The sequence below is a fragment of the Ancrocorticia sp. genome, from assembly GCF_052089425.1.
Classification (GTDB): Bacteria; Actinomycetota; Actinomycetes; order Actinomycetales; family Actinomycetaceae; genus Ancrocorticia.
Window position 1 is genome coordinate 1 of record NZ_JBQCZW010000022.1, and the last position, 25,403, is coordinate 25,403.

Consider the following 25,403-nt stretch of genomic DNA (forward strand, 5'->3'; position numbering starts at 1 on the left):
CCGCTTTAATCCAGAACATCACGATGATCTCATTCTGGCGGAAGATGACGATGCAGCCGCGCGCCAGGCCATGCTCAACTGGCGCCTCGCCCGCGGCCTCGTCTCCCCTGAGCACGCCCGTGCATTCCAATACGGTATCCAAGCTCCGGCCTCCGTCGTCGCAATTAAACCGACCGGCGCCCGCAAGGACGCGCAGGTGGAAGTGGCGCTTCGCGTGCTCATTGCCCCGCCGTCCGCCCCGAGTTGGGAAGCAGAAACCAGTGGCTACGTGTTTCCCGAGGCCCTCGCGGCCTTGCAGGTCGGCTCCCCCGTCACGGCCTGGTACCTGCCCTCTGACCCGCTGACCGTAGCGCTAACCAACGATGAAGGCTGAGGAGGAATCATGAAAGACACTCTGGCATGGCTGCTCAATTTCCCGGTAAGCAACGGCTACGCAATGGTCTTCCTCGCAGGCTTTGGCCTGTTCGGATCGATCATGTGGATATTCAGGGGCCCGGCGGACGGTTACGGAAAACTCATCAAGATTCGCGAGCGCGAAGGCCTTCCCGAACCCCGCCTCAAAGACGATCTCTTGCGCATTTACCTTCCCATTCGCCGCACGGCAGCGCTGATCCTCACAATCATCCTCGGGATATCACTGGCAGCCGGGATCCGCGGCATGACCGGAGACACGTGGGTCCGCGAGTACATCTATGAACACGGCGTCACAGCAACGGGCGTCATGCTCGATTACGACGGCCCCATTCAGTTTCAGGCCGAGGACGGGACAACCTACACCGTCATGAACGAGTTCTTCAGCCCGTCCGAATACCCGGAGGACACGTCCTTCTACGCCTACGAAGGCGATAAAGTCACGGTTCGATACCTCCCGTCCCACCCGCAGGCGTACGTGATAGATACGGCCGCCGGGGTCCAGAGAACCGATTAGTTTTTCGACGACGGCGACCTCCCTCACCCCACCGTGCCAACCTTCGGACTCGAACGCTCGCAGTCCACACTAACGCTCGCCACCGCTGACCGGCCGAAGAGGTGGATATATCCACCCTAAACATATGGATATATCCACACCTCTACTATGGATATATCCACCACATTGGTCTACTGTCTTACCATGAATACTTATCGCCCTCGCACCATCGATGCAGAGCTTTCGCGGGCATTGCAAGCCTCTGGAGCCGTGGTGATCAACGGTGCGCGAGCGACGGGCAAGACTGAATCGGCCCGCCAGCTCGCGGCGTCGGAACTGCGCCTCGACTCGGGTGATCCCCGGGCAGTCCTCGCCCGGGAGCAACCTTCCAGCGCTCTACCCGGTGCCACTCCGCGACTTCTTGACGAGTGGCAGCTGTCCCCAGGGCTGTGGAACGAGACCCGGCGAGCTGTAGATGACCGCCGCACGCCCGGGCAGTTCATCCTGACAGGCTCCGCCGCGCCTGATGACGATCCCCTCCGGCATTCCGGCGCAGGGAGGTTTCGGCAGGTCCTGATGCGCACCATGTCCTTCTTTGAAACGGGCCACTCCACAGGAGCTGTCTCGCTAAGAAAGCTATTTGAGCAAACCTCGGGCGACGATAATTTCCCCGGTAATTTCTCGGAATCCGCCATTGATTTTCACGAGGTTATCACTCGAATAGTTACTGGCGGTTGGCCGGGATGGTTCGAGATGGAGGAGCACGATGCCAGATCACAGATTCGCTCCTACATCGATGACATCGTCCAATACGATTTCCCTTCGGTGGCTGGCCCACGGCGCGATCCACGGCGCTTCGCCGCGTTCCTTGGGGCGTACGCTGGGCTTGTCTCACAGCCAGCCTCTTTCGCGGCAATAGCCCGGAGGATGGAAGAGAGCGCCTCGGTGTCCTCTGGCGGCCTCGGTGCCGCACAGCTTCACGATCTGGCCGTGCGAGTTCATCTGATTGAAGATCAGCCTGCGTGGGCACCAAAACTGCGGTCACGGACTCCCTCAATTCAAACACCTGCCCGCCACCTGCTTGACCCCTCACTTGCTGCCTCACTCCTCTCGGCAAGCAGCGATCGTCTGCTATCTGAGCCGGAAACTCTGGGATTCCTCTTCGAATCACAAGTCGTCCACGACTTGCGTGTTTATGCCCAATCCATCCATGCCCGCGGAGTTTTCCACTATCGCGATATGAAGGCACGCGACGAGTTTGATGCCGTTGTGGAGGCCGACGGCGGAACATGGCTCGGCATCGAAGTTAAGTTGGGAGAGGCCTCAGTTGACGCAGCCGCCGCAAACCTCTTGCGCGTAGCGGCTAAGGTTGTCCGCGCCCCAACCGCGCTCATCGTCATAACGCCCACAGGAATCGCGCACCGGCGGAAAGACGGAGTATTCGTCATACCACTGACGGTGCTTGGCCCCTAGTACACAAGAAGTCTTCTCCACCTCGCTCAGGATTTGAGAAACGTCGTAATCCTTACCAATGGCTTGTAATGTCTCCTGTGACATAGGTAAATCGAATAAACTCGCGAGTTCCGCGCTGGGACTCATTGGATTTGCCATCCATTGTGAGAGAGAAGCATCGTGTCCAAACTACTTGCTACCACCGACGCCGCGCGTCGCAACTACCCCATCGCCCTGCTTGTTGGCCTCATTGGTGGAGCCTTTGCAGCGATAGTGAAGTTTGGCTGGGAAGTTCCCTTCCCTCCCCGAACGCCAGAACGAAACGCAACCAATCCCCCACAGGAACTCCTGCAGCAGCTCGGATTCTCGGCAGATTTCACCCACACCACCGTGGGCTTCAATGGCAATGACCTTCCGATCATCTCGTTCATCATCCACTTTGGATTCTCGATCTTCTTCGGGCTGCTCTACTGCATTTTGGCCGAAAAGTATCCGAAGGTGAAGGCTGGTCAAGGCGCAGTGTTTGGCCTGCTGGTGTGGATCGTTTTCCACGCACTCCTCATGCCCGCGATGGGCACCGTACCGGCACCTTGGGACCAGCCGCTTGAGGAACATCTATCGGAGGCGTTCGGACACGTCATCTGGATGTGGGCGATCGAAATCGTGCGCCGCGACCTGCGAAACCGCATCACACACCAGCCTGACCCAGAGGTCGAGCCCGCCTCACAGCGCTAGCCCACACGGTAACGTGCACAAACGAAGTCCCGGTTGCGCGCCACGTCAACGAGCTCAAGCTGTTGTTCGCGAGGGAAGAGCGGCTGACCAGAGCCAAGTGTAACCGGGGCATATTGGACCCAGACTTCATCCAAGTGTCCGGCATCGGCGAACTGTCCGGCCAAATCGCCGCCGCCCACCACCCACACGTCCCGGCCGTTGGCAGATGCGTCGATTTCTGGAAAGGCGTTGCCTACATCATCACGGACAAAGCGCACGTCCGCTCCTTCAGGCACAGAAAGCTGACGATGTGTGAACACCCAAGTCGGCTGAGCGTAGGCCCACGGGCCACCGCTGCGCAGCAACCATTCGTATGTGGAGCTTCCCATGACCAGCGCGCCGATTCCCTCGGCAAACGCCGGATACGCCATCGGGCCTTCCATATCGAAGTCCTGCTGGAACAACCACTCGAGCGAGTGATCCGAGGTTGCAATGAAACCATCCAAGCTTGATGCAGTATAGAAATGTGTCGCCATCTCGCGATTGTATATCGCTATCCGGACGGCACCCCCATCGAACTGAGCACATATTCTCGCTAGCGTTCCGCGAAGCGCCCGCCGCGCACGGTTTCGCCGAACGGTAGAAAACACTTGCACGCACAAGCCGCGCGCGGTGTTATTGACCGGTAGTCGCAATCTGTCATGGAAGTAGGCGAAAGCAATGCGTGCACTCTTACTCAGCGCACCAGGCTCAATTGGAAACCTCGCGATCGGGCACCCCGATAAGCCGGAACCCGGGGCCGGGCAGGTACGTATTCGGGTAGAAGCCGCCAGTCTCAACCCGGTGGACGTCTCCACGATCCGCAGCGAGGCCAATCCGGCGTGGGACTGGCCTCACATACCGGCTCAGGACGCCGCGGGAACGGTGGACGCTCTGGGGCCGGGTGTCGAAGGATTCGAGGTGGGTGACCGTGTGGCCAACCACGGTTCGATGGCGGATCAGGGTTCGCTCGCCGAATACCGGTTGGCGCATGTGGAGACCTTGGCGCGTATTCCAGATGACGTCAAGGTATTCTCTGCCGCCGCTCTGCCGTGTGCTGGACTCACTGCGTATCAGGCAATCGTCCGCAGGCTCCACGTACAGCCGGGACAAACGGTTCTGGTAACGTCCGCTGCCGGGGGCGTTGGCGGATTCGCCGTCCAACTGGCCACCTTGGCTGGCGCGCGCGTGATCGGCACCGCCTCGAAGGCGAACCATGAGCACGTTCGTCAGCTCGGCGCCACCGATGTGATCGACTACCACAGCGAGGACGTCGTCCAGCGCACCCTCGAACTCACAAACGGTCGCGGCGTGGACGCTGTGCTGGATCTGGTCAGCCCCGAATCGGCAACCGCTAACCTTCAGGCGCTGGTTCACAACGGCGGCCTAGCTTTCGCAGCTGGCCGGCCCGATCTAAACTCCGTTGAGCCCTTCACCATCGCTCCGTCCATCCACGAGTTGGCGCTCGGTGCCGCCTACGGGAGCAAGGATCCTGCAGCTCGCGAGCGTTTGGCCACCGATTTGGAGGAACTGCTCAAGCTCGTTGACGAGGGCAGGCTCGATCCCATGATCGAACGCGTGGTCCCGCTCGATGAAGCCCCCGAAGCCTTGGCCGAAGTGGGAGAAAGGCACGTGCGAGGCAAGCTCGTCGTCGAAATCGGTCCAGAAATTTAACGACGACGACGGCGAACCCATCACTCCGAATCCCCCTGCTTCGCGGCTCTCATCTGCTGGAAGTAAGCCAGTCGGTCAGTGATCGTTTTCTCGAACCCATGGGTGGTGGGGCGGTAGATCTGCTGCCTCTCCATCCCCTCGGGGAAATAATTCGCGCCTGAGAACCCACCCTCGGTGTCAGGATCGTATTGGTAGCCCTCACCGTAGCCAAGTTCTTTCATGAGCTTGGTCGGAGCGTTGAGGATGTTGGCAGGAGGCATGAGGGAGCCGGTCTCGCGCGCGAGTTTTCTCGCCGCACCGAAGCCTCGGTACACGGCAATCGACTTGGGCGCAGTTGCCAAGTACACGACGGCCTGAGCGATGGCGAGTTCTCCTTCGGGCGATCCCAAGCGCTCGTAAACGTCCCAAGCTGCCAGCGCCTGCTGGACAGCGTTCGGGTCCGACATACCAACATCTTCGGTCGCGAACCGCACGACCCGACGGGCAATGTAGAGCGGATCTTCACCGCCATCGAGCATTCTGGCCAGCCAATACAATGCGGCGTCCGGATCCGAACCTCGCATGGACTTGTGAAGTGCCGAAATGAGGTTGTAGTGGCCTTCTTGGGACTTGTCGTAGATCGGGGCTCGCTGCTGGACAAGTTGAGCGAGACTCCCAACATCCAACGGCTCCTTGATGCTCTGAAGTTGCTCGATGAGGTTGAAGATGTAGCGGCCATCTCCGTCCGCCATGGCGATCAACGCTTGCCGCGCCTGCTCATCCACCGGCAACGGCCTACCCGTCGCTTCCTCTGCGCGTCCCATCAGAGTGGTCAGCGCCCGTTCATCGAGCCTATGGAGCACGAATACTTGGCAACGTGAGAGAAGCGCACCATTAAGCTCAAAACTCGGGTTCTCAGTGGTGGCGCCAACGAGGGTGATCGTTCCGTCCTCCACGTAGGGTAGGAAGGAGTCCTGCTGGGCACGGTTGAACCGGTGGATTTCATCCACGAAGAGTAACGTGCCCTGCCCCATTTCGTGACGCTTCTTCGCGGCGGTGAACACCTTCCGCAGGTCGCCAACACCGGAGAATGTTGCCGAAAGCGGCTCGAACTCAAGATTCGTCCGCTCGGCCAACAGGCGTGCGATCGTTGTTTTTCCGCAGCCCGGCGGGCCCCACAGCACCATGGAAACAAGGCGTTGTTCCTCAACCATCCTGCCGATCGGTCCATCGGGGCCAAGAAGATGATCCTGACCAACAACGTCCTCGAGGGACTTCGGCCGCAAACGGTCAGCGAGCGGACGCGAATCGTCCTCTGGCTCGAACAGCGACATCTGTGCGTCGGACATTGAAGTTCCCCTCCCTTACTCTTCATCGAGTCTAAAGCTATCCTCCGACGCCCTTCGAGTCAGACCGAATGTAGGGTTCTGACAATCGAACCTGATCCGCCTGTTTGGTATGCCGAATGAAGTATTTCCTCACCCGGGGAATTAATGATGTATAGTGTCTCCTTGGAACGTCGCACGGTAGTGTGACCCCTAATCGCTTGAGGAGAACCCGGATGGCCAGTGACAATACCGTGATACGGGTGGAGGGCTTAACGAAGTCCTTCGGAAAGTTCCGCGCCCTCAACGGACTTGACCTTCAGGTCACAGAGGGCGAAACCCACGGATTTCTGGGACCAAACGGAGCTGGAAAATCCACGACGATTCGAGTTCTGTTGGGGCTGCTCAAAGCAGATAGTGGCTCGATCTCCGTACTCGGCGGTGATCCGTGGGGCGATGTTGTTGAGTTGCACCGCCGCCTTGCCTATGTTCCTGGTGACGTCTCCCTCTGGCCCGGCATGACAGGAGGGGAAGCCATTGACCTGCTCGGCTCCCTGCGCGGCGGGATTGATGAGAGGCGCCGCACCGAACTTATCGATCGCTTCGAGCTGGACCCAACAAAGCGCGGGCGCCAGTACTCGAAGGGAAATCGGCAGAAGGTTGCGATCATCGCGGCACTCGCCTCCAACGTTGAACTTCTTATCCTCGACGAGCCCACCAGCGGCTTGGACCCGCTCATGGAGAACGTATTCCAAGAGGTCGTGGGTGAGGCCAAGTCCCGTGGAACCTCGGTTCTCTTGTCCAGCCACATCCTCGCGGAAGTGGAAACTCTCGCGGATCAGGTCTCCATCATTCGCGACGGAAGAATAGTGGAAACCGGTACTCTCGATCAGCTACGCGGCCATGCCCTCACATCGATTCACGCGACTCTCAACCATCTGCCGGACCCAAGAGATTTATCTGAGGCCAGCGGACTATACAACGCACGGATGGACGGCCATACCCTGACCGCCCAAGCAGACGCGGCCAACATCGGCTCAGTCATGGAGCTGCTCACGGGCTACGGCATCACCTCCCTCACCGTGGAGCCGCCGTCCTTAGAGTCCCTATTCCTGCGGATGTACGACGATCCGGGCTCAGGCGATAGCGATCCGAACGGCATTGAGGCAACCGCCCGATGAACACCGCACTTGCCGGGACCCGGCCCCTACTCCACGCAACGCTCCGGCATGAGGGCCGCTCCTTCGCGCCGTGGATAGCGATCGTGACGCTCCTGTCAGCATCTTCCGTGCTGCTGTATCCACTGATCTTCCCTGATCAGGCTGATCGGGCAACATTCGCCGCTACCGTTGGCTCTAACCCCGCCCTCGGCCTCATCTTTGGCCCAGCCTTTGATCTTTCCACCGATGACGGCTTCAACGCGTGGCGCACACTCGCACTCGGCGGATTCCTCACGGGACTCGCCGCCATTTTCGCCGTGGTCAAGGCCGCGCGTGGCCAAGAGGATTCCGGCCAAGCCGAACTTCTGGCCTCCGGGGTGATGGGGCGCCAAACCCGCCTCCTGACAGCCGTGAGCCTTGCCCTGATCGGATCGCTCCTCGTGGGAGTGATCTCGGCTCTCGTGACCGTGTTGTGCGGGGGCGGCTGGGAAAACTCCCTTCTCTTGTCGGCCACATTCACGGTTACCGGCTGGATGTTTGCGGGCGTCGCGGCCATCACGGCCCAGCTGGGCACGGATTCGCGAACGGCCAACTCCATGGCCGTTGCCGTTCTCGGAGCCCTCTTCGTTCTTCGCGGCTTCGTCTACTCGATCGAAGCATCGAAATGGACGATCTGGATCAACCCTCTCGGGTGGATGACCGAAACACGTCCGTCCACCGGCAACGATTGGTTACCGGTTCTTTATGCGCTGGCGTTGAGTGCCGCAATGTTTGGCGCGGCCTTCATCCTTCAGGCCCGCCGCGATTTTGGACAGGGAGCAATCGCCCCGCGCCCGGGTCCTGCCCGTGGCAAGGTCCGCTCAACCATCAGGCTCGCGTGGCGGCTGAATGTCGGGCCGATTCTCACGTGGGCCCTAGCGTTCGTGGTGCTCGGCATCGTTTTCGGATACTTTGCCACCTCGATTCACGACATGCTAGAAGGCGATTCGGCCGTCTCACAGATCCTCGCTGCTGGCGCCACCAGCCACTCCGAACTGACATCCGCATTCCTCGTCACCATCCTCAGCCTCGCCGGGATCCTCGCCGCGATTCCCGGTGTGCAGATCGTGCTTAAGGTCCGCAGCGAAGAGTTGGAAGATCGGGTGGAACCACTTCTAGCCGGCGCGATCTCCCGCCCGCGCTATTACGCGAGCAACGTGTTCTTCGCCTTTCTGGCACCAACCCTCTACGTCCTCATCGCCGGCCTTGGTATCGCAGGGCTGGCCGCGAGCGCAGATATAGGCGTGGAATTCGCCAATGTGATCCTCCAAGCTGGTGCCACGATCCCGGCGGTGTGGACGATTGTGGCGCTCTCCGTTGCCGTGATCGGGGCCCGGCCCGCCGTCTCGCTGGCCGCTTGGGCGGGCGTCCTTGCCTCCTTCGGTCTGACCATCCTCGGCCCCACGTTCAAGCTCTGGGACTGGGCTCTGGCTATCAGCCCGTTCTGGCACGTCCCCAACGTCACCCCGGACAGCGTGGATTGGAGCGGCCTGGGGTGGATCAGCCTGTTCACACTGGGCTTTTTACTCGCTGGCTTCGTGGGCTTCCGCCGCCGGGACGTGGCGCGGACGAAGTAGAGGAACGACGACGACGTTTCAACGCGCCTACCTCACAGGGATGCTGATTCCGTGAGGTAGGCCTGCAGGGTTGGGGCAATGGCACGCACGAGTTCGTCATGTGAGAGTCCCACCAAAGGAGGAGCGTGCAGAACGTAGCGAGCCATAGCAACTCCAAACAGGTGCGAACTTGCCAACGCCATGCCTACCGTCATACTCCCACTCTGCCCATCACCAAGGCGCGCTTTCATCACATCCAAAAGCAATGCTGCGGCGCGCTCGGAGGAGGTCGCTGATCGTGCCAGAGCAAGAAGGACAGGCCTCGTTTCCTCATCTTCCCAGAGTGCTAAGTACGTGTCCGCGAGTCTCTCACCAACCGACGAGGGATCACCATGCAGGGACCCGGCGATCTTCTGGGAGATCTGGGTGCGATCCGCCATGGTTGCCATGAACAGCCCAGCCTTGTCTGAGAAGAAATGGCGAATTAAGCCCGGGTCAACGCCCGCCCGTTCGGCAATGGCTCGCACGGACGCTCCGTCATAACCGTTCGCTGCAAACATCTCCAGCGAGGCGTCGAGAATCGCATCGCGTGTGCAACTGTCCCCCACCGGGCGTCCCGGACGGCGGCGCTTGTGGGATGACCCCTTCTGTTCCATATCGTCAATTCTATTCTGGGCTGCCAATGGAAGGCGCGATGTGCTTTCTCTCCGTGTTATCGCCCAGCAACCGAATCGGCGACGAGTTCAATAATCCCCTTGTATGGCTTGCCCGTTGCCCGCGTCATGCCAAGTTCGCATGCGCGATTGGCTGAAGCGTGCACCGTAGAGTTCAGCGCCTCGACATCCGCGGCCTCGGGGGCCGTAGCCGATGCCGTCAGCTCTGGGTGGAGCATTCCGCGATCGCCCGCAAACGCGCAGCATCCCCAATTGTCCGGTAGGCGTACATCGTCTGCGATAGCACCCGCCACGTCAAGCAAGGCGGGCGTTGAGCCTAGGTGGGTGGTGGCACACGTGGGATGAAGCGTGACGGACGGGACGTGGCGGAGGATGCCAAGCCGTGGGAGAACCTCGTCTCTCAGGAACACCACGCCGTCAACGATCCGAAGCGGCCTAGCGCTGGGCGCATCCTGAAGCAGGCCGATAAAGCCCTCGGTACACGAGGAGGCGTCACATACGATCGGCAGCTCTCCCTCCCGGCTGGCCTTGACCACCGCGCCAATAACTCGGCGGCGCATCTGCTCTTTGCCCTTGAGGTATCCCTTGGACGACCATGGCGTGCCGCAACACAAACTATCGATATTCCGAGGAATATGGACTTTCAGTCCGGCCTCAGCGCACAACTCTTGGAAGCTGCGCTGCAGGCCTGGGCCGCCATCGGCTGGCCCGAACATCGCACTCTGGCACGATGGGATGTACACAAGATCTGCTTCGTCCGCCGGATAAGAATCGGCGATCTTCCCGCGCCGCGTACCGCCCGCAGGTAGGTCCGCTGTCCACTCGGGCATGGTGTCTTCACCGATGACCTCGCGGGCGGCCTTGGTCACGCCATTGACCAGCTTTGGCACTGGGACGGCCTTAGCAACAGAGAGGGCTGCGCTGGCCGCAGTAGTCACTACGCCCCACTTCTTCTGGGCTGCGTTCCATCCACCCGCAAGTGGTTGACGCGCACCGTCCGCCCTCAAGTGGCGAACCAGATCGGCGGTGTTGATGCGCATCGGGCAGGTGGTTTGGCACATCCCGTCCACAGCACACGTGTCAATTCCGGCGTATCGGTATGCTTCAGCCAACGAATCCGCGAGTTCCGTATCCCCGGCTGCCTGTGCTTTTGCCATATCTCGCCGCAGGGCGATGCGTTGGCGCGGAGTCAGCGTCAGATTTCTGCTGGGACACACAGGTTCGCAGTACCCGCATTCCACGCATCGATCTACCTCAGATTCCACCGTCACAGTGGTCTTGATGCCATGGAGATGGGCATCGTCTCGATTCGAAAGCAAAACGCCCGGATTCAAGATCTCCTGCGGATCACAGGCCCGCTTGATCGCCCACATCACCGCATACAGTTCATCACCGTATTGGCGATTCACGAACGGGGCCATGGCCCGTCCTGTGCCGTGCTCTGCCTTGAGTACGCCACCCTCACGCAATACAAGATCCACCATGTCCTCGGTGAAGGCAGCCAGCCGCTGCTGGCCCTCGGCAGTGTCGAAGCGGTCAGTGATCATGAAGTGAATGTTGCCGTCCTTGGCATGACCAAAGATCACGGAATCCTCGTAGCCATGGGCCTCGAACAGGTCCGTGAGCTGCATACACGTACCCGCCAGCCGTTCAACCGGCACTGCGATATCTTCCAAGAGTGCCGTGGTCCCCGAAGCGCGTGCACCAGCAATCGTGGCGTACAAGCCGTTGCGGATCTTCCATAGGCTTGCCCGAGTCACAGGATCAGCACTGAACACTGCCGGGGAAGCCAAGGGAAGAGTGGCGGCAACGGCTTCGGCAGCCGCCTTCTTTTGGGCAACAACCTCTTGATTCGGTTCCTGATACTCCACCAACAGGGCCGCATGATCTACAACGTCCAGCTCTGCAATTCCCGCAGCCGGGTCAGGCGTTTGTTGTGCCACCCGCAAGCTGGCAGCATCCATCAACTCGATGGCCGCCGGTTCCGTTGCCACGAGCGCCGGAAGTGAGGACGTCGCATCGTTCAGGTTCTCAAACACCAGCAGCCCTGTGGCCACATCGGTGTAGGCAGGGACCGTGACAAACACGGCCTCTGCGACAAAGCCAAGAGTACCCTCGCTTCCGATGAGGAGGTGAGCCAAGATATCCACCGGCCGGTTATAATCCACGAGCGAATTAACGCCGTAGCCGATCGTGTTCTTCATCGAGAACAGGTGCTTGATCGTGGCCATCGATTCCGCATCATGTCGCACGCGGTCGCGAATCTCGCCTAGCTTGGCATGAAGCTCGGGCCGCGCACTGGCCAGCAGCTCGTCCGCCCGCGCATCGGCGGTATCAATCGTTGTGCCATCCGCTAGAACAAAGGTCATTGACTCAATCGTCTTGTACGTATTGTGCACGGTCCCGCAGGCCATGCCACTGGAGTTGTTAGCCACAACGCCGCCGATCGTACACGCCACTGAGCTTGCCGGATCTGGACCAAGCTTGCGGCCATAACGCGCCAGCCGTGCGTTGACTTGATTGATCGTGGCGCCTGGCTGAACCCGTACCCGTATTCCATCATCTTCGATGGACATGGCGCGGAAACCAGCGCGCGTATCGATCTGGAGCGCCTCTGTGCTCGCTTGGCCTGACAGGCTTGTGCCACCCGAGCGGAAGGTGACTGGCTGGCTACGCCCATTCGCGTAGGACAAAATATCGGCAACTTGTTTGGCGCTCTCCGCACGCACCACACCTGTGGGCATCAGGAGGTAATGGGAAGCATCGTGGGCTGCTGCGTGGATATCGATTGGACGATCATGGACGGCATCTTCGCCGAGCAAACCGCGTAGTTCATCAATGAATAAATCGCTCATATATTTTAGCTTACCATTCGGCAATCTTTTCTTCGAGCCACACGAATTAGACGCAGAATCTCTCACAAAAAGAATGCATCTTAGCCTTCGTTGCACAGGGCGCCCATCCCATCGCTGGCATCACGGCCGCCACTTGTAACGGCGCCGTGTGGGAATAGGCTGGAGCTATGAATATTTCGTGCGAACGAGTCTATGACTGGAAACCGGAGGACTCAGGGGACTCACACATCTTCCCCGTTCTGGTGGACAGGCTTTGGCCGCGAGGAATAAAGAAGGAACGGTTGGAGGGTGTCACGTGGGACAAGGAGGTGGCCCCAAGCCCCGATTTGCGAAAACGGTTCCACTCGGGCGTACTCAGCTTCAACGAGTTCGCCTCCGAGTACCGCAGCGAATTGGAACATACCGGCGCCGCCGAAAAGCTACTTGCCCGCGCTTCCAAACAGTGCACGGAACGCCCAGACCTCATCCTGCTGTACGCGGCAAAAGACAAAGAACACAATCATTGTCTCGTTCTGGCCGATTACCTGCGCGAGGCGTGAGGAGTTGGAACCGAGTAGGATGGCGGCGTGACTAATCATGCGTTGAAGAACCCCATTGTTTGGATCGATTGCGAAATGACGGGCTTGGACTTGGCCGTCGATGAGCTCGTTGAAGTATCCGTGGTGATCACGGATTACGATCTCAACCCCGTGGATGAAGGAATTGACCTCCTGATCAAGCCCTCACCCGAGGCAGTCGCCCACATGGGCGATTTCGTCCGGGACATGCACACAAACTCAGGGCTGATCAATGAGTGGGACGGCGGCCTCGAACTCTCGGACGCCGAAGCTCAGGTTCTGGCCTACATCAAGGAACGAATCCCAGAAGTCCGCAAAGCTCCCCTAGGCGGAAACTCGGTGGGAACGGACAAAACGTTCCTTGAGAAGTACATGCCGCAGGTCATCGAGCACCTTCATTACAGGATAGTGGACGTTTCCTCAATCAAGGAGCTGGCCAAGCGCTGGTATGCGCGCAGCTATTTCAACGCTCCGGCGAAGACAGGCAATCACCGCGCCCTTGGCGATATCTACGATTCGATCGATGAGCTGCGCTACTACCGCCGAGTGCTCATGCCTGAGGGCGAAGGCCCCAGCACAGAGGATTGTGAAACCGCCGCACAGGACGTGACGGGGAAAACCCTCGCGCTCGCAAAGGACAAGTCCGAGAAGTAGAAAAGTACGTACGGAGTTCGCTGCACTTTTGTATCAAACGTGGTGTTGATCCGATAAGCTAATGGCGTTCTACACGATCGATTCTTAGGAGAACCCGTGGCAACGACGCCAGAAGCACCAGTCCTTTGCCTTGGTGAGGCACTCATCGATGTTGTTCATCGTGGCGGTTCCTCCACAGAACACGTGGGAGGAAGCCCTCTGAATGTGGCGTGCGGCCTCGCCGCGCTCGGCCACTCCACGGAGTTGGCCGCATGGTGGGCCAACGATCCTCGCGGAAAGGCCATTGAGGAACTGCTCGCCAAGAACAATGTGCGGGCAGTTTCCGGGTCCAATCAGGCGGAGAAAACCGCCGTGGCGATGGCGTACTTGGATGATCAGGGCCGCGCTACCTATGAGTTTGATCTGGAATGGAAGGTCCCCTCCCTGCCGGCGCCAGCCGAAATCTCCCACCTACACACTGGAAGCTTCGCCGCCACACTAGCCCCCGGCGGCAACGATGTACTGCGTGCGGTGAAAGCGCAATCCATCGTGGGAACGGTGTCCTACGATCCGAACGCACGTCCCAACTTGATGGGGTCCCCAGCCGATGTGGTGGGCCGCATCGAGGAAATCATCGCCGTCACCGATGTTCTCAAAGCCTCCGATGAGGATATCGAGTGGCTCTACGGAAAAGATACGCCCGTTGAAGACGTGATGCGCCGCTGGCTATCGATGGGTCCGGCCATGGTTGTTGTCACACGCGGGCCATGGGGCGCCTACGCGCGGCTGAAGAACGAGCGCGACATGCTGGTGATCGATCCCCTGAACGTCGAGCTAGCGGACACCGTGGGCGCTGGCGATTCCTTCATGAGCGGCATGCTATCGGCCCTTCTTGACGCAGGATTACTGGGAAGCGCCGATGCCAAGACCCGGCTGCGCAAGGCATCGTGGGGCGATATTGTCCCGGCCCTTCACCGCGCCACCATGACGTCCGGACTGACCGTCAGCCACAACGGCGCTTACGCTCCAAACCGTGATGAGATCGCTAGGGTCCTGGCCGCGAATCCCTTGCTTGGCTAGGCTTTTCGGCCCGTGACGCCCTGCAGTTCGCGCCCGACTCTCACAATTTGGGACGATGTACCTATAACTCACAACCTTTTTTAAGATAACTGTGTTTCCGATGCCATCCCAGATGGCACCAACGAAAGGACCTACACGTGAAGCTAAAGAAGCTCTCCACCCTCCTGATGATCCCCGCACTCGCAGTTGCACTCTCCGCTTGTGGCGGCGGTGAAAAGCCCACCAAGGAAGAAGTCACCAATGGCCTATCATCGGCCATGGAGGGCCAGATCGATCAGGCAACGCTGGACCAGCTAGGCGGCGACGCGCTGGACAACTACTACAGCTGCATCGTCGATGGTTCTTACGACGATCTGTCCGACGATACGCTGCGTTCACTCGCAGACGGCGAGGATCCCTCGGCTTCAACGGAATCGGACGATTACAAGGTGTTCAATGACGCCGTCAACACCTGCGCCCAGAGCCTGATGGATGAGGCGCTCAGCAATCTCGAAGGCTAAGAAACACTCAAGCCTTAAGGCGAAAGGGGAGTTGGTCCTACCTAGGACCGGCTCCCCTTTTTCCACCTCTACCTCCGACAAAAGTCCATGATTGAAGCCAGAACGGCCAACTAAGATGGAAGCCGACATCGCACTCCAGCGGCGCTCGGACCAACAAAGGAATTGTCCATGCAGAACGTGACTCTGAACAACGGCATTGAAATGCCAATCCTCGGATTTGGCGTTTTCAAGATCCCCAATGAGGAAGCGGAAGCTGCGGTGCTTGCAGCTCTCGAAGCCGGTTATCGCTCCATTGACACGGCAGCGATCTATCACAACGAAGAGGGCGTGGGCCGCGCCATCGCCAAGGCAGGCATTCCCCGCGAGGAGCTTTTTATCACCACGAAGCTGTGGGTCCAACCTGATGCGGCCAACACGCAGCGTGCTTTTGATGCCTCCCTCAAGCGGCTCGGCTTGGATTACGTTGATCTGTACCTGATCCACCAGCCATTCGGCGATGTGTTCGGCGAGTGGCGCGAAATGGAGAAAGTCTATGGCGAGGGCCGCGCGCGTGCACTGGGCGTTTCTAACTTCTACTCGGGCCGCTTGGTTGATTTCATCCTGCATACCGATTTGCGCCCGGCGGTCAACCAGATCGAAGCCCACCCGTTCTTCCAGCGCGTGAAGAGCCAGCGGGTCCTTGAGCACCGCGACGTTCAGATGGAATCGTGGGGTTCGCTCGGTCAGGGCAAGATGGGCGTGCTGGAGAATCCCACTCTGATTGGCATCGCCGATTCGCACGGCAAGTCCGTTGCGCAGGTTGTTTTGCGCTGGCTGATCCAGCGCGACGTCGTCGTCATCCCCAAATCGGTCAACCCCACCCGTATGGCAGAAAACTTCAACGTGTTCGATTTCGAACTCAACGAGGACCAGATGCGCTCAATTTCCACTCTGGACAAGGGAGTCTCCCCTTATCAGGACCACTATTCCGTGGATTCGGCAGAGCGTCTGGGTAAGCCAGATGATCTCTCCTCGGGTTTGCTCTAGCACCGTAGCTCGGACGCCCCCGGCCCGTCCTCCCACGTTGGGATGGCGCGTTGAGGGGCGTCGCGCTTTTTAGGACGACGACGAAGCCGTCCGTCCGCACCAAGCCCACGCACGTGTGCCTCACTGTGATGTGAAGAACTGCCCGGCCAGCTTGATCAGGGCTCGCCCAACGCGTTAGATTATCCGTACGGATACCCCCTAGGGGTACTAACTAACGTTTGGACGAAAGGAAGCCCATCATGGCAACAACGGAGTACAAGGTAACTGGCATGACCTGTGGACATTGCGAGAACCACGTGCGTGAAGAAGTGGAGAAGATCGCGGGAGTTCAGGACATTTCGGTCAGCCACAAGACCGGCCAGCTCTTCGTCACTTCTGATGCAGATCTCAATGATGCAGATGTTGCTGCCGCCGTGGATGAGGCCGGCTACGAGGCAGTTCGCGCCTAACATCCCAGATCACTACGAGGTAAGGAATTCACTATGGCAGCCGCCCCCGTTGCGGATACAGGCATTGAGCTAGACATTACCGGCATGAGCTGTGCCTCGTGTGCAGCTCGAATCGAGAAGAAGCTCAATAAGCTCGATGGCGTCAACGCAACCGTCAATTACGCGACGGAGAAGGCTTCGGTGCATGCGCCCACCGGATATGATCCGATGCAGCTCATCACCACCGTGGAGGATGCGGGCTACGGAGCCACGCTCCCCGCCCCGCCTCAGGCCACGCCTGAGGACCATCACGTGGATGCCAAGGATCAGGAATTGGAGACGCTACGTCAGCGCTTCATCATTTCTGCGATTCTGGCGGTGCCGGTGATCCTCCTCGCTATGATCCCCTCCCTCCAGTTCACCTACTGGCAGTGGCTCTCTCTCACGCTAGCCGCGCCGGTGATCGTGTGGGGCGCCTGGCCGTTCCACAAGGCCGCATGGAAGAATCTCCGCCACGGCGCCACCACGATGGACACGCTGATCTCGATCGGCACCTCGGCGGCCTTCCTGTGGTCCCTCTACGCACTGTTCTTCGGGACAGCGGGCCACGCAGGTATGACGCACGGTTTTGAACTCACCGCGCAGCACATGGACGGCTCATCCAACATCTACCTAGAAGTTGCCGCTGGAGTGACCACCTTCGTGCTGGGCGGGCGCTACTTCGAAAAGAAGTCCAAGCGCGAAGCCGGTGCAGCACTCCGGGCCCTCATGGAGCTTGGAGCCAAGGAAGTAACAGTCCTGCGCGGTGAACAGGAAGTTCTCATCCCCATCGAAGATCTGCGCGCCGGAGATCAGTTTATCGTCCGCCCTGGTGAGAAGATCGCAACAGACGGCGAAATCGTGGCCGGCAGCTCGGCAGTAGACGAATCCATGCTGACGGGCGAATCGGTTCCCGTTGAAGTGACGGCAGGTGACGCCGTCACCGGTGCAACCATCAACGCTTACGGGCGGTTGACGGTGCGCGCCACCCGCGTGGGTCCCGATACCCAACTGGCCCAAATGGCGAAGATGGTGGAGGATGCTCAATCGGGCAAAGCTGAGGTGCAGCGGCTCGCGGATAGAATTTCCGGCGTCTTTGTGCCGATCGTCCTCGTGATCGCAGTGGTGACTCTGTTTACTTGGGTGATCGCGGATGGCTCATGGTCCATGGCGTTCACGGCAGCAGTTGCTGTGCTCATCATCGCGTGCCCCTGTGCTCTTGGCTTGGCAACGCCCACAGCCCTTCTTGTAGGAACTGGACGTGGCGCTCAGATGGGCGTCCTCATCAAGGGACCTGAAGTTCTCGAATCCACACGCAAGGTGGACACCATCGTGCTGGACAAGACCGGCACCGTCACCACAGGCGTCATGACCGTTACGGACGTTGTAGGTATCGATGATCGCGCCGAACTCCTCGCACTGGCAGGAGCCGTGGAAAACGGATCGGAGCATCCGATCGCTCGCGCCGTGGCGCAGGCCGCCCTCAACGAGTTGGGCACGTTGCCCGAACTCACGGACTTCGTGAACGAGGAAGGCATGGGCGTGCACGGTGTTGTCAACGGACACCAAGTAGCCGTTGGCAAGAACCACGATCTCGCACTACCCGAACAGCTGGAACAGGCACGTGAAGCGCTCACCGGCAAGACTGTTATGACGGTGGCCGTTGATGGCAATGTCCGCGGCTTGATCGCCGTTGCTGACACAGTCAAGGACACGTCCGCCGATGCCATTGGCCAGCTGAAGGATCTTGGGCTGACCCCGATCCTGCTGACCGGAGATAACCAGTCCGTTGCTGACCAGATTGCTGGCCAAGTGGCGATCGACGATGTGATCGCCGAAGTACTGCCTGCGGACAAGGCCCAAGTGATTTCCGACCTACAGAAGGACGGAAAGATCGTGGCGATGGTGGGCGACGGCGTGAACGATGCGGCCGCCTTAGCGCAGGCCGATCTGGGGCTCGCTATGGGCACCGGAACTGATGTTGCCATTCAGGCAGCGGACATCACGCTTGTGCGTGGGGATTTGCGGGGCGCCACGGATGCGATCCGGTTGGCCCGCCGCACGCTTGGCACGATCAAGGGCAACCTCTTCTGGGCGTTTGCTTACAATGTGGCTGCCATTCCGCTCGCCGCCTTCGGTATGCTGAATCCCATGCTGGCGGGGGCTGCCATGGCATTCTCCAGCGTATTCGTGGTATCCAACAGCCTGCGGCTGCGTGGCTTCAAGAGCGTTGTGCCCGAGGTCATGCCCGCCAAAGGAAACAATCGGTAAGGAAGATAGGTGAATCATGGAAGAAGAACATCACCATCACGGTTACCTCAACGATAAAGATCGATACTTGGCTCGGATGAAGCGGATCGAAGGCCAGGCCCGCGGCATCCACCGCATGGTGGAAGAGGACAAGTACTGCATCGATATCCTCACCCAGATCAGCGCCATGAAAAGTGCTCTGGAAAACGTGGCGCTCGGCCTGTTGGACGAACACATGAAAACCTGTGTGATTGACGCCGCCCGCGAGGGCACCGAGGCTGGCGATGTCAAGATTGACGAGGCATCCAAGGCCATTCAACGCTTGGTTAAGTCCTAAACACTGCAGAGCACGATGGTGGGCCCGCTTACACATAGGCGGGCCCGCTTCATGCCCTCTGCCGATTGACGTATGGTCTTACTAAGGCCGGTACATCACCCACAAACGGAAGGCGAGGTGGTTCCCATTGTCTAGTGACAGTAGTAATTATTACTCGGGCACCTCGCCACTCACGTAGCCGCGCCCTCATAGCGGCAGCGGCGAAGCGCCCACTTTTCATGTGAAAGTGAGGTGCGCAGATGACTCGCGCAGAACGCGATCTCAACGAGATCACAGAAACCCTTAGCTCCGCCTTGGTGGACAATAATGTCAAAGCCGCTGCGCGCACCATCGCCAGCATCTCCACGGCCGATGCGGCGACGGTCCTTGAACGCCTGGGAACCAAGCAGCGGGCCGTCGCCTACCGCCTTCTCCCCAAGGATGACGCCTTGGACGTGTTCGAGTCTCTCGATCCCGTAGTCCAGAGCGAGATTGTTGGCGGGCTCCGCAACGAAGAGGTCAGCAGGCTTTTCGCCGAACTCGATCCCGATGATCGCGTCTGGCTGGTGGACGAACTCCCAGCCAAGGTTGCTGGCAGGCTCCTGAGCGGACTGCCCGCAAGCGAACGGCGTTTGACCGCCTCGATTCTCGGATATCCGAAGGATTCCATTGGGCGCCGCATGAGCCCCGAGTATGTGAGTGCGCACGCCGATTTCACTGTGGATGAGGCCCTAGTCAAGGTCCGGCGCTTAGCCGGACAGGCCGAAACCGTGTATACGATTCCGGTTGTCGATTCGAGCCGCAAGGTTGTGGGGGTCGTCGAGCTCAAGGACCTGTTGATTGCTGACGGAGCAGCAGAGGTCAGCACCGTGATGGTGGAACCTGAGATGGTGGCAGCCACCGACGGAGACGAGGACGCAGCGCGCCGGTTAAGCGATCTGGGCTTCTTGGCCATGCCTGTGGTTGATTCCGAAGCCCGGCTGGTTGGTATTTTCACGATCGATGACGCCGCCCGCATCCTCGAATACGAAGAGAGCCAGGACCGTGCGCGTCAGGGCGGCACCGAGGATCTGCGCCGCCCCTACCTTTCCACCCCCGTTTTCAGCATCGCCCGGTCCCGAGTGATCTGGCTGCTCGTCTTGGCCGTTGGAGCCTCCCTCACGGTGCAGGTGCTCTCAGCCTTCGAGGCCACGCTGGCACAAGTAACCGTGCTTAGCCTATTCGTTCCCCTCTTGATCGGAACCGGCGGCAACACCGGCAATCAGGCGGCCACCACCGTTACGAGGGCACTTGCACTCGGCGATGTTCATTCGGGAGACGTTGCCCGCGTTGCCGGCCGAGAGGTCCGAGTAGGGTTCCTTCTGGGGCTACTGCTTGGCGTCCTCGGGAGTGTGATCACGGGACTGATTTTCGGGTGGGACATCGGCTTGGTCATCGGGCTGACCCTGCTTGCCGTATGTACCGTCTCGGCCACCATTGGCGGATGCATGCCACTACTGGCCAAGGCCATCCGCGCTGATCCAGCCGTGTTCTCCAACCCATTCATCTCCACCTTCACGGATGCTAGTGGGCTGGTCATCTACTTTTTCATCGCTAAGGCTGTGCTCGGTATCTGAGCCCCGGGCGCCCTAATCGAGTCCCCTCGCCCTCAGCGCGTCCGATGTGGCCAAGGCGAAACCTACCGCTTGGACGATCGCCGGGACGAGGTAGCGGGGGGACAAGCCGCTCAGGCCCCGTGCCCGGGCTGAATCGCGCACGGTACTGAATATACTCAGAAGGTAGGGAATCGACCGCCACATGAGCGCCGCCGCCAGCGCAATCTTCTCCGGATCAGCACCAAGATATTTCAGGGGCCGCGCCCCGGAAGCGATCGCGTCCATCATCTGATTGATTGACGTGGTGAACGTGATGAGGCGCGCTAAATAGAGCGCGCAGATCACGTTGAGGAAGTAGAGCACGCCGCGCATAGGGGCCGTGACCACACAGTGATAGGCGATCAGCCCCGCCATCATGATGAGCAGCGCCCACGGCACGGGTAGCGCGATTCGGGCTGGCAGCCGGGCTCCTACTAGGAGAAGCCCGCTGGCGCAGGCAAGTGCTCCCCCGCTCACCCAGATGTTTTGGGCAAAGAACGGAAGCAGGCCAATGCCCAGCATCATCGCGTACTTCGCCCCTACAGGCAACCGATGGATCGGACTGCCACCCAGCTGAAACTGACCAAAGAGATTCATACCTGCCCCTAGGCTCATCTCAACGCCATCGCATCCCGATAGTGGGCGAGCACATTTGAGGGCACACCGTCCTCCACAACAGCCCCGCCCTCCAGCCAGATCACGCGGTCCATATCGCCAGCCACATCCAGATCGTGAGTAGAGACGATGATCTGGTGCGGGAGCTCTGAAAAGACCCGGCGCAACAAGTATCGGTTGCGAAGATCGAGCAGTGTCGTGGGCTCATCCGCCACGATAATGTCCGGTTCCACCGCCAACACCGTGGTCAGAGAAACAAGCTGACGCTCTCCCCCGGACAGATCGTAGATCGATTGGTCAGCCGTGTGTAACAGGCCCCTCTGTGCCAGCAGATCGCGGGCCTTCTCACGCCGCTCCCCCTTATTCTTGATCAGCGGGCGCAAGGACAGTTGAACATCATCGAGGGGCGTGGACATCACCAGTTGCGCGAGGGGATCGGTGAACACGTAGCCAACGCGCTGGCGCACCGCCTTGCCATGCTTGCGGGTATCTAGCCCTGCCACGCTCACCGTGCCGTCACTTGGAAGAATCAACCCGTTAAGCAGCTTGAGCAACGTGGATTTGCCTGACCCGTTCGAGCCCACAAGCGCGATTCGTTGTTCGGCCAATGTGAGGTTCAGGCGGTCAAGGAGAACCTTTGCGGGCCCGCGAGCGCCTGCGGCATAATCGGCGACCTCCACCCGTACGCCGTCCAGCTCAATCATTCGGTGATCCCTACATGCCACCACGTAGGCGCGGGAAGGCCCTGAGGATGGCCATCGCGATCACGGCGGCCACAGCCACCTTGATGAGATCGAAGCCAACAAATCCGGCCGTGGTGACCAGTGCACCCTGCAGGCTCATGCCCACATTCAGCATGAGGCCACCAACGCCAGCTGCGTGGATGCCAGCAAGCCCCGCCAACGCGGCCACAGCCAAGCCCACGAGCGCCCCGATCCCCGCAGGCCAACGGCGCAGCACGAACACGGCAATGGGGCCGGCCAGCAGTGGTGCCACCACATAGCCAACCAGGTAGCCGCCCGTGGGTCCGGCCAGAATGCCCATACCGCTCGCACCCCCGGCAAACACCGGCAGCCCTACGGCGCCCGCTACCACATAGAGCAAGTTGGCCAACAAGCCGCTCCACGTCCCTAGCACAAGAGGAGCCAAGAGGACGATGACGATCGTCATGACGAATGGGACAGGCCCAATCATGAATCCAGGTATCAAGGCACTGACGGCGATAAGCGCCGCGAACACGGATATGAGGGCCACGTTGGCACCTGCACGGGGTTTCACCGCCGCTGCTTGCGTCTGAGTCATGACCACTACTCTAACTTACTTTGGCGTAGGTTACCGAGGCGTAGGTCTCGCCGTCGTCGTCACACCCTCATCAACCACGCATCTGCCGAACGGTTTTCGGACTCGGACACCCGATCCGGTAACCTAGGTCACGGCTACCAAGGAGGAACACATGGCAAAGAAGGCAAAGCGCGTTGGCATTCTGACGGCCGGAGGCGACAGCCCGGGGCTGAATGCGGCGATCCGCGGTTTTGGCAAGGCCGCCATCGGCCATCACGGCATGGAGCTTATTGGTTTTCAGGATGGAATCCGCGGGCTCGCGGAGAACCGGTTCGAGGAGATGGATTCGTCCCGGCTGTCCGGCATTCTGACCGTGGGCGGGACCATTCTGGGCACGTCGCGCGACAAGGTGCACAAGATGCGCGTAGGCGATGAAACCAAGGATATGATCCCCACGATTCTGGAGAATTGTGAGAAGGACGGACTGGACGGTCTCGTGTGCATCGGCGGCGGCGGAACGGCCAAGAACGCGAACCGGCTGGCTCAGGCCGGCCTGAACGTCATTCACTTGCCGAAGACGATTGATAACGATATTGCGCACACGGAAACCAGCTTTGGCTTTTCCACCGCGCTGGGTATTGCCACCGAGGCGATCGACCGCCTGCATTCCACCGCTCACAGCCACCACCGCGTGATCGTTGTGGAGATCATGGGGCACAAGGCGGGATGGCTCGCGCTGGGATCGGGAATTGCCGGTGGCGCCGATATCATCTTGCTCCCCGAAATCCCCTACTCTGTGGAGGCGATTGCCGAATCGGTCCGCAAGCGGGCAGAATCTGGCCACGCATTCTCCGTTGTGGCCGTTGCCGAGGGCGCACGCGACCATCAGGATTCAGCTGATCTGGCTGCGGCGGAGTCCCTCGTCAAGGGTGCCGGCAGCCCCGAGGCGAAGGCGGCCGCTAAATCGCACCGTAACGCGGTTATTTCCTCGCACCGCGGCAATGCTTTCAAGCTCGCCGAGTCTCTGGAAGGGGCCACGGGGCTGGAATCTCGCGTCACCGTTCTGGGGTACGTCCAGCGCGGCGGAACTCCCGATGCTGAAGATCGCCTGCTCGGCACCATCCTTGGCGGGGCCGGAGCGGATCTGGTGGCCGCTGGCGAATACGGCGTCACCGTGGCATCCCAGAGTCAGGCCGCCGTGCCCGTTCCTCTGAAGGATGTGGCTGGAAACCTCAAGACAGTTCCGCTCGATCATCCGTGGATTAGCGCTGCCCGCCACGTGGGCACCTGCATGGGCGATTAGGAATCCTCCCGGCGCGGCCGCCCCTGACCCCTCATCGGGGGAGCCTTGGGATCGCGGCCCGCCTCCTTGAGGGAGTCACGTAGCACCACTTCGATTTGCGCGTTGACGGAACGCAGGTTGTCTGCAGCCCACTTGGCCATGGCGGCGTGGACCGCAGGGTCCAGCCGGAGCAGGACCTGCTTGCGCTCCCGCTTCTTCTTGGGAGGATCAGGCGGGCGTTCGTCTGACATCGAAGGCATCTTTAGGAATACAGGGAGCTCGCGTTGATGACGGGCGTTGCCGCATGATCCGATGTGAGCACTACCAAGAGGTTGGACACCATCTGCGCCCGGCGTTCATCATCAAGGATGACAACCTCTTCGGCTTCCAGCCGTCCAAGCGCTTGTTCCACCATCGATACGGCGCCCTCAACGATCTGCTCACGAGCCGCGATAATGGCTCCGGCCTGCTGGCGCTGGAGCATCGCTTGGGCGATTTCCGGAGCGTAGGCAAGCGAGGAAATCCGTACTTCTACGATCTCAAGTCCAGCAAGGGCCACGCGTTCCGCCACCTCGTGGGCAAGCTCCGTGGACACTTCGTCCGTGCCTCCGCGCAGCGAGGTTTGATCAGCGGAAGGCTCATCGTAGGGATGGATGGTGGCAACATGGCGCAGCGCGGCTTCCGCCTGAGTCTTGATGAACTCTTCGTAATCCTCGATAGAGAACACGGCGCGTGCCGTGTCCGATACCTGCCACACCACAATCGCTGAGATGTTGATCGGGTTTCCATCCGCGTCATTCACCTTGAGCTCGTTCGTCTCAAAGTTGTGGACTTTGACAGACACCTTCTTGCCGTTGGTGAATGGGGGCACCAGAACGAGGCCCGTTTTCCGAACCGTCCCGATGTAGCGCCCGAAGAACTGCCTGACGGAGGTCATGCCCGGGGACACGACAATCACGGTAGTCATCGTGACCGCCGAAATGAGGACGAGCACGATCCCCACGATGAGCCGGAATGGGTTCTCTCCAGCGTCCACGGCAATGCCGCCGAACACGATCAGCAAGGTACCGCCAACAAACATGATGAGCGTCAGCAGGGCAACACTGAAAGCCGCGGGCGAACCCCCTGACCGCGCTGGAGTTTCGGAGATTGCGGCGCGTACACCACTGTGCCCAACCGGCTCAGTGGCAGTTTCCGGCAGCGCATCGGCTGCTGTTTGATCGTTCATTGCTCCTCCAAGAGAATCGATCGAGTATCAATAAAACTGATATTAATCTGATATCACTTTTTGGTCAAGGCTGGACCACACGGAGATGCCACGCCAGAACGCGCTGGGACACCACAGAGGGCCAGAGGCCGCGGAAACAATCCACGAGCTCTAACCCTCT

General features: G+C 59.9%; 26 protein-coding genes. 17 read left to right on the forward strand and 9 right to left on the reverse strand.

What is annotated here, in order from left to right; genetic code table 11:
* The 4 genes from ACTHV6_RS08070 to ACTHV6_RS08085 all read left to right on the forward strand — a co-directional run.
* The coding region (locus ACTHV6_RS08070) for a hypothetical protein (RefSeq protein WP_441386778.1) at positions 1–373 on the forward strand (373 nt) is incomplete at its 5' end.
* A gap of 9 nt (positions 374–382) precedes the next feature.
* Positions 383–928, forward strand: a complete 546-nt coding sequence (locus ACTHV6_RS08075) for a hypothetical protein (RefSeq protein WP_441386779.1) — start codon at positions 383–385, stop codon at positions 926–928.
* 183 nt (positions 929–1,111) lie between these two features.
* Positions 1,112–2,380: an ATP-binding protein gene (locus tag ACTHV6_RS08080; protein WP_441386780.1), complete on the forward strand. Its 1,269-nt coding sequence runs from the start codon at positions 1,112–1,114 to the stop codon at positions 2,378–2,380.
* Between the two features lie 156 nt (positions 2,381–2,536).
* On the forward strand, positions 2,537–3,094 hold the full coding sequence (locus ACTHV6_RS08085; RefSeq protein WP_441386842.1) for a YagU family protein: 558 nt from the start codon (positions 2,537–2,539) through the stop codon (positions 3,092–3,094).
* On the opposite strand, the gene ACTHV6_RS08090 is transcribed toward ACTHV6_RS08085, so the two are convergent.
* A complete protein-coding gene (locus tag ACTHV6_RS08090) occupies positions 3,091–3,609 on the reverse strand; it encodes a dihydrofolate reductase family protein (protein ID WP_441386781.1) in 519 nt (172 codons plus the stop codon). The genes ACTHV6_RS08085 and ACTHV6_RS08090 overlap by 4 nt on opposite strands.
* A gap of 184 nt (positions 3,610–3,793) precedes the next feature.
* Between ACTHV6_RS08090 and ACTHV6_RS08095 the strand changes: the two genes are divergently transcribed.
* Positions 3,794–4,786, forward strand: a complete 993-nt coding sequence (locus ACTHV6_RS08095) for a zinc-binding dehydrogenase (protein WP_441386782.1) — start codon at positions 3,794–3,796, stop codon at positions 4,784–4,786.
* A gap of 20 nt (positions 4,787–4,806) precedes the next feature.
* Here ACTHV6_RS08095 and ACTHV6_RS08100 read toward each other — a convergent pair whose 3' ends face one another.
* The gene (locus tag ACTHV6_RS08100; RefSeq protein WP_441386783.1) at positions 4,807–6,114 is read right to left on the reverse strand and encodes a replication-associated recombination protein A; all 1,308 of its coding nucleotides are present in this window, start codon (positions 6,112–6,114) and stop codon (positions 4,807–4,809) included.
* 212 nt (positions 6,115–6,326) lie between these two features.
* Between ACTHV6_RS08100 and ACTHV6_RS08105 the strand changes: the two genes are divergently transcribed.
* Together ACTHV6_RS08105 and ACTHV6_RS08110 are read left to right on the forward strand one after the other, a co-directional pair.
* Positions 6,327–7,271 (forward strand): ABC transporter ATP-binding protein, encoded by a 945-nt coding sequence (locus ACTHV6_RS08105; protein WP_441386784.1) that lies wholly within the window; start codon positions 6,327–6,329, stop codon positions 7,269–7,271.
* The gene (locus ACTHV6_RS08110; protein WP_441386785.1) at positions 7,268–8,866 is read left to right on the forward strand and encodes an ABC transporter permease; all 1,599 of its coding nucleotides are present in this window, start codon (positions 7,268–7,270) and stop codon (positions 8,864–8,866) included. The genes ACTHV6_RS08105 and ACTHV6_RS08110 overlap by 4 nt, the downstream gene beginning before the upstream one ends.
* A gap of 32 nt (positions 8,867–8,898) precedes the next feature.
* Here ACTHV6_RS08110 and ACTHV6_RS08115 read toward each other — a convergent pair whose 3' ends face one another.
* The gene (locus tag ACTHV6_RS08115) at positions 8,899–9,501 is read right to left on the reverse strand and encodes a TetR/AcrR family transcriptional regulator (protein ID WP_441386786.1); all 603 of its coding nucleotides are present in this window, start codon (positions 9,499–9,501) and stop codon (positions 8,899–8,901) included.
* A 56-nt stretch (positions 9,502–9,557) separates the two neighbouring features.
* Complete coding sequence (locus ACTHV6_RS08120) at positions 9,558–12,374, reverse strand: FAD-binding and (Fe-S)-binding domain-containing protein (RefSeq protein WP_441386787.1); 2,817 nt, start codon at positions 12,372–12,374, stop codon at positions 9,558–9,560.
* A 167-nt stretch (positions 12,375–12,541) separates the two neighbouring features.
* On the opposite strand from ACTHV6_RS08120, the gene ACTHV6_RS08125 reads away from it, so the two are divergent.
* The 9 genes from ACTHV6_RS08125 to mgtE all read left to right on the forward strand — a co-directional run bounded on the left by ACTHV6_RS08125 (position 12,542) and on the right by mgtE (position 20,819).
* Complete coding sequence (locus ACTHV6_RS08125) at positions 12,542–12,913, forward strand: DUF488 domain-containing protein (RefSeq protein ID WP_441386788.1); 372 nt, start codon at positions 12,542–12,544, stop codon at positions 12,911–12,913.
* A gap of 27 nt (positions 12,914–12,940) precedes the next feature.
* Positions 12,941–13,585 carry an oligoribonuclease gene (gene orn / locus ACTHV6_RS08130; protein WP_441386789.1) on the forward strand — a complete coding sequence of 215 codons (645 nt, stop codon included), beginning with the start codon at positions 12,941–12,943 and terminating at the stop codon, positions 13,583–13,585.
* A gap of 96 nt (positions 13,586–13,681) precedes the next feature.
* Positions 13,682–14,644, forward strand: a complete 963-nt coding sequence (locus ACTHV6_RS08135) for a PfkB family carbohydrate kinase (RefSeq protein WP_441386790.1) — start codon at positions 13,682–13,684, stop codon at positions 14,642–14,644.
* Positions 14,645–14,781: 137 nt separating this feature from the next.
* Positions 14,782–15,144, forward strand: coding sequence for a hypothetical protein (locus tag ACTHV6_RS08140; RefSeq protein ID WP_441386792.1), 363 nt, complete (start codon positions 14,782–14,784; stop codon positions 15,142–15,144).
* Between the two features lie 168 nt (positions 15,145–15,312).
* Complete coding sequence (locus ACTHV6_RS08145) at positions 15,313–16,170, forward strand: aldo/keto reductase (protein WP_441386794.1); 858 nt, start codon at positions 15,313–15,315, stop codon at positions 16,168–16,170.
* 239 nt (positions 16,171–16,409) lie between these two features.
* Complete coding sequence (locus tag ACTHV6_RS08150) at positions 16,410–16,619, forward strand: heavy-metal-associated domain-containing protein (protein ID WP_441386796.1); 210 nt, start codon at positions 16,410–16,412, stop codon at positions 16,617–16,619.
* Between the two features lie 33 nt (positions 16,620–16,652).
* Positions 16,653–18,908 (forward strand): heavy metal translocating P-type ATPase, encoded by a 2,256-nt coding sequence (locus ACTHV6_RS08155; protein ID WP_441386798.1) that lies wholly within the window; start codon positions 16,653–16,655, stop codon positions 18,906–18,908.
* A 16-nt stretch (positions 18,909–18,924) separates the two neighbouring features.
* Positions 18,925–19,224: a metal-sensitive transcriptional regulator gene (locus ACTHV6_RS08160; RefSeq protein ID WP_441386800.1), complete on the forward strand. Its 300-nt coding sequence runs from the start codon at positions 18,925–18,927 to the stop codon at positions 19,222–19,224.
* 239 nt (positions 19,225–19,463) lie between these two features.
* Positions 19,464–20,819, forward strand: a complete 1,356-nt coding sequence (gene mgtE, locus ACTHV6_RS08165) for a magnesium transporter (RefSeq protein WP_441386802.1) — start codon at positions 19,464–19,466, stop codon at positions 20,817–20,819.
* Positions 20,820–20,831: 12 nt separating this feature from the next.
* Here the strand turns inward: mgtE and ACTHV6_RS08170 are convergent, their stop codons facing one another.
* From ACTHV6_RS08170 to ACTHV6_RS08180, 3 genes are read right to left on the reverse strand one after another with little or no spacing between them, the layout of a single operon-like run.
* Positions 20,832–21,434, reverse strand: coding sequence for an energy-coupling factor transporter transmembrane component T family protein (locus ACTHV6_RS08170; RefSeq protein WP_441386803.1), 603 nt, complete (start codon positions 21,432–21,434; stop codon positions 20,832–20,834).
* Positions 21,435–21,448: 14 nt separating this feature from the next.
* Positions 21,449–22,156, reverse strand: a complete 708-nt coding sequence (locus ACTHV6_RS08175; RefSeq protein ID WP_441386805.1) for an energy-coupling factor ABC transporter ATP-binding protein — start codon at positions 22,154–22,156, stop codon at positions 21,449–21,451.
* A gap of 10 nt (positions 22,157–22,166) precedes the next feature.
* On the reverse strand, positions 22,167–22,754 hold the full coding sequence (locus ACTHV6_RS08180) for a biotin transporter BioY (protein WP_441386806.1): 588 nt from the start codon (positions 22,752–22,754) through the stop codon (positions 22,167–22,169).
* A 151-nt stretch (positions 22,755–22,905) separates the two neighbouring features.
* Here ACTHV6_RS08180 and ACTHV6_RS08185 point away from each other — a divergent pair, with 151 nt between their 5' ends.
* On the forward strand, positions 22,906–24,036 hold the full coding sequence (locus ACTHV6_RS08185; protein ID WP_441386807.1) for a 6-phosphofructokinase: 1,131 nt from the start codon (positions 22,906–22,908) through the stop codon (positions 24,034–24,036).
* Here the strand turns inward: ACTHV6_RS08185 and ACTHV6_RS08190 are convergent.
* Both ACTHV6_RS08190 and ACTHV6_RS08195 read right to left on the reverse strand, forming a co-directional pair.
* Positions 24,033–24,266, reverse strand: a complete 234-nt coding sequence (locus ACTHV6_RS08190; protein WP_441386809.1) for a hypothetical protein — start codon at positions 24,264–24,266, stop codon at positions 24,033–24,035. The two genes, ACTHV6_RS08185 and ACTHV6_RS08190, sit on opposite strands and share 4 nt — an antisense overlap.
* 11 nt (positions 24,267–24,277) lie before the next feature.
* Complete coding sequence (locus tag ACTHV6_RS08195; RefSeq protein WP_441386811.1) at positions 24,278–25,243, reverse strand: SPFH domain-containing protein; 966 nt, start codon at positions 25,241–25,243, stop codon at positions 24,278–24,280.
* Between the last annotated feature and the right edge of the window lie 160 nt (positions 25,244–25,403).

Bases quoted from the DNA above. Each gene is read 5' to 3' on its own strand.
- ACTHV6_RS08075 (WP_441386779.1), top strand. From the start codon at position 383: ATGAAAGACACTCTGGCATGGCTGCTCAATTTCCCGGTAAGCAACGGC.
- ACTHV6_RS08080 (WP_441386780.1), top strand. From the start codon at position 1,112: ATGAATACTTATCGCCCTCGCACCATCGATGCAGAGCTTTCGCGGGCA.
- ACTHV6_RS08090 (WP_441386781.1), bottom strand. From the start codon at position 3,609: ATGGCGACACATTTCTATACTGCATCAAGCTTGGATGGTTTCATTGCA.
- ACTHV6_RS08095 (WP_441386782.1), top strand. From the start codon at position 3,794: ATGCGTGCACTCTTACTCAGCGCACCAGGCTCAATTGGAAACCTCGCG.
- ACTHV6_RS08100 (WP_441386783.1), bottom strand. From the start codon at position 6,114: ATGTCCGACGCACAGATGTCGCTGTTCGAGCCAGAGGACGATTCGCGT.
- ACTHV6_RS08105 (WP_441386784.1), top strand. From the start codon at position 6,327: ATGGCCAGTGACAATACCGTGATACGGGTGGAGGGCTTAACGAAGTCC.
- ACTHV6_RS08110 (WP_441386785.1), top strand. From the start codon at position 7,268: ATGAACACCGCACTTGCCGGGACCCGGCCCCTACTCCACGCAACGCTC.
- ACTHV6_RS08115 (WP_441386786.1), bottom strand. From the start codon at position 9,501: ATGGAACAGAAGGGGTCATCCCACAAGCGCCGCCGTCCGGGACGCCCG.
- ACTHV6_RS08120 (WP_441386787.1), bottom strand. From the start codon at position 12,374: ATGAGCGATTTATTCATTGATGAACTACGCGGTTTGCTCGGCGAAGAT.
- ACTHV6_RS08125 (WP_441386788.1), top strand. From the start codon at position 12,542: ATGAATATTTCGTGCGAACGAGTCTATGACTGGAAACCGGAGGACTCA.
- ACTHV6_RS08145 (WP_441386794.1), top strand. From the start codon at position 15,313: ATGCAGAACGTGACTCTGAACAACGGCATTGAAATGCCAATCCTCGGA.
- ACTHV6_RS08150 (WP_441386796.1), top strand. From the start codon at position 16,410: ATGGCAACAACGGAGTACAAGGTAACTGGCATGACCTGTGGACATTGC.
- ACTHV6_RS08155 (WP_441386798.1), top strand. From the start codon at position 16,653: ATGGCAGCCGCCCCCGTTGCGGATACAGGCATTGAGCTAGACATTACC.
- ACTHV6_RS08160 (WP_441386800.1), top strand. From the start codon at position 18,925: ATGGAAGAAGAACATCACCATCACGGTTACCTCAACGATAAAGATCGA.
- mgtE (WP_441386802.1), top strand. From the start codon at position 19,464: ATGACTCGCGCAGAACGCGATCTCAACGAGATCACAGAAACCCTTAGC.
- ACTHV6_RS08170 (WP_441386803.1), bottom strand. From the start codon at position 21,434: ATGAATCTCTTTGGTCAGTTTCAGCTGGGTGGCAGTCCGATCCATCGG.
- ACTHV6_RS08175 (WP_441386805.1), bottom strand. From the start codon at position 22,156: ATGATTGAGCTGGACGGCGTACGGGTGGAGGTCGCCGATTATGCCGCA.
- ACTHV6_RS08180 (WP_441386806.1), bottom strand. From the start codon at position 22,754: ATGACTCAGACGCAAGCAGCGGCGGTGAAACCCCGTGCAGGTGCCAAC.
- ACTHV6_RS08185 (WP_441386807.1), top strand. From the start codon at position 22,906: ATGGCAAAGAAGGCAAAGCGCGTTGGCATTCTGACGGCCGGAGGCGAC.
- ACTHV6_RS08190 (WP_441386809.1), bottom strand. From the start codon at position 24,266: ATGTCAGACGAACGCCCGCCTGATCCTCCCAAGAAGAAGCGGGAGCGC.
- ACTHV6_RS08195 (WP_441386811.1), bottom strand. From the start codon at position 25,243: ATGAACGATCAAACAGCAGCCGATGCGCTGCCGGAAACTGCCACTGAG.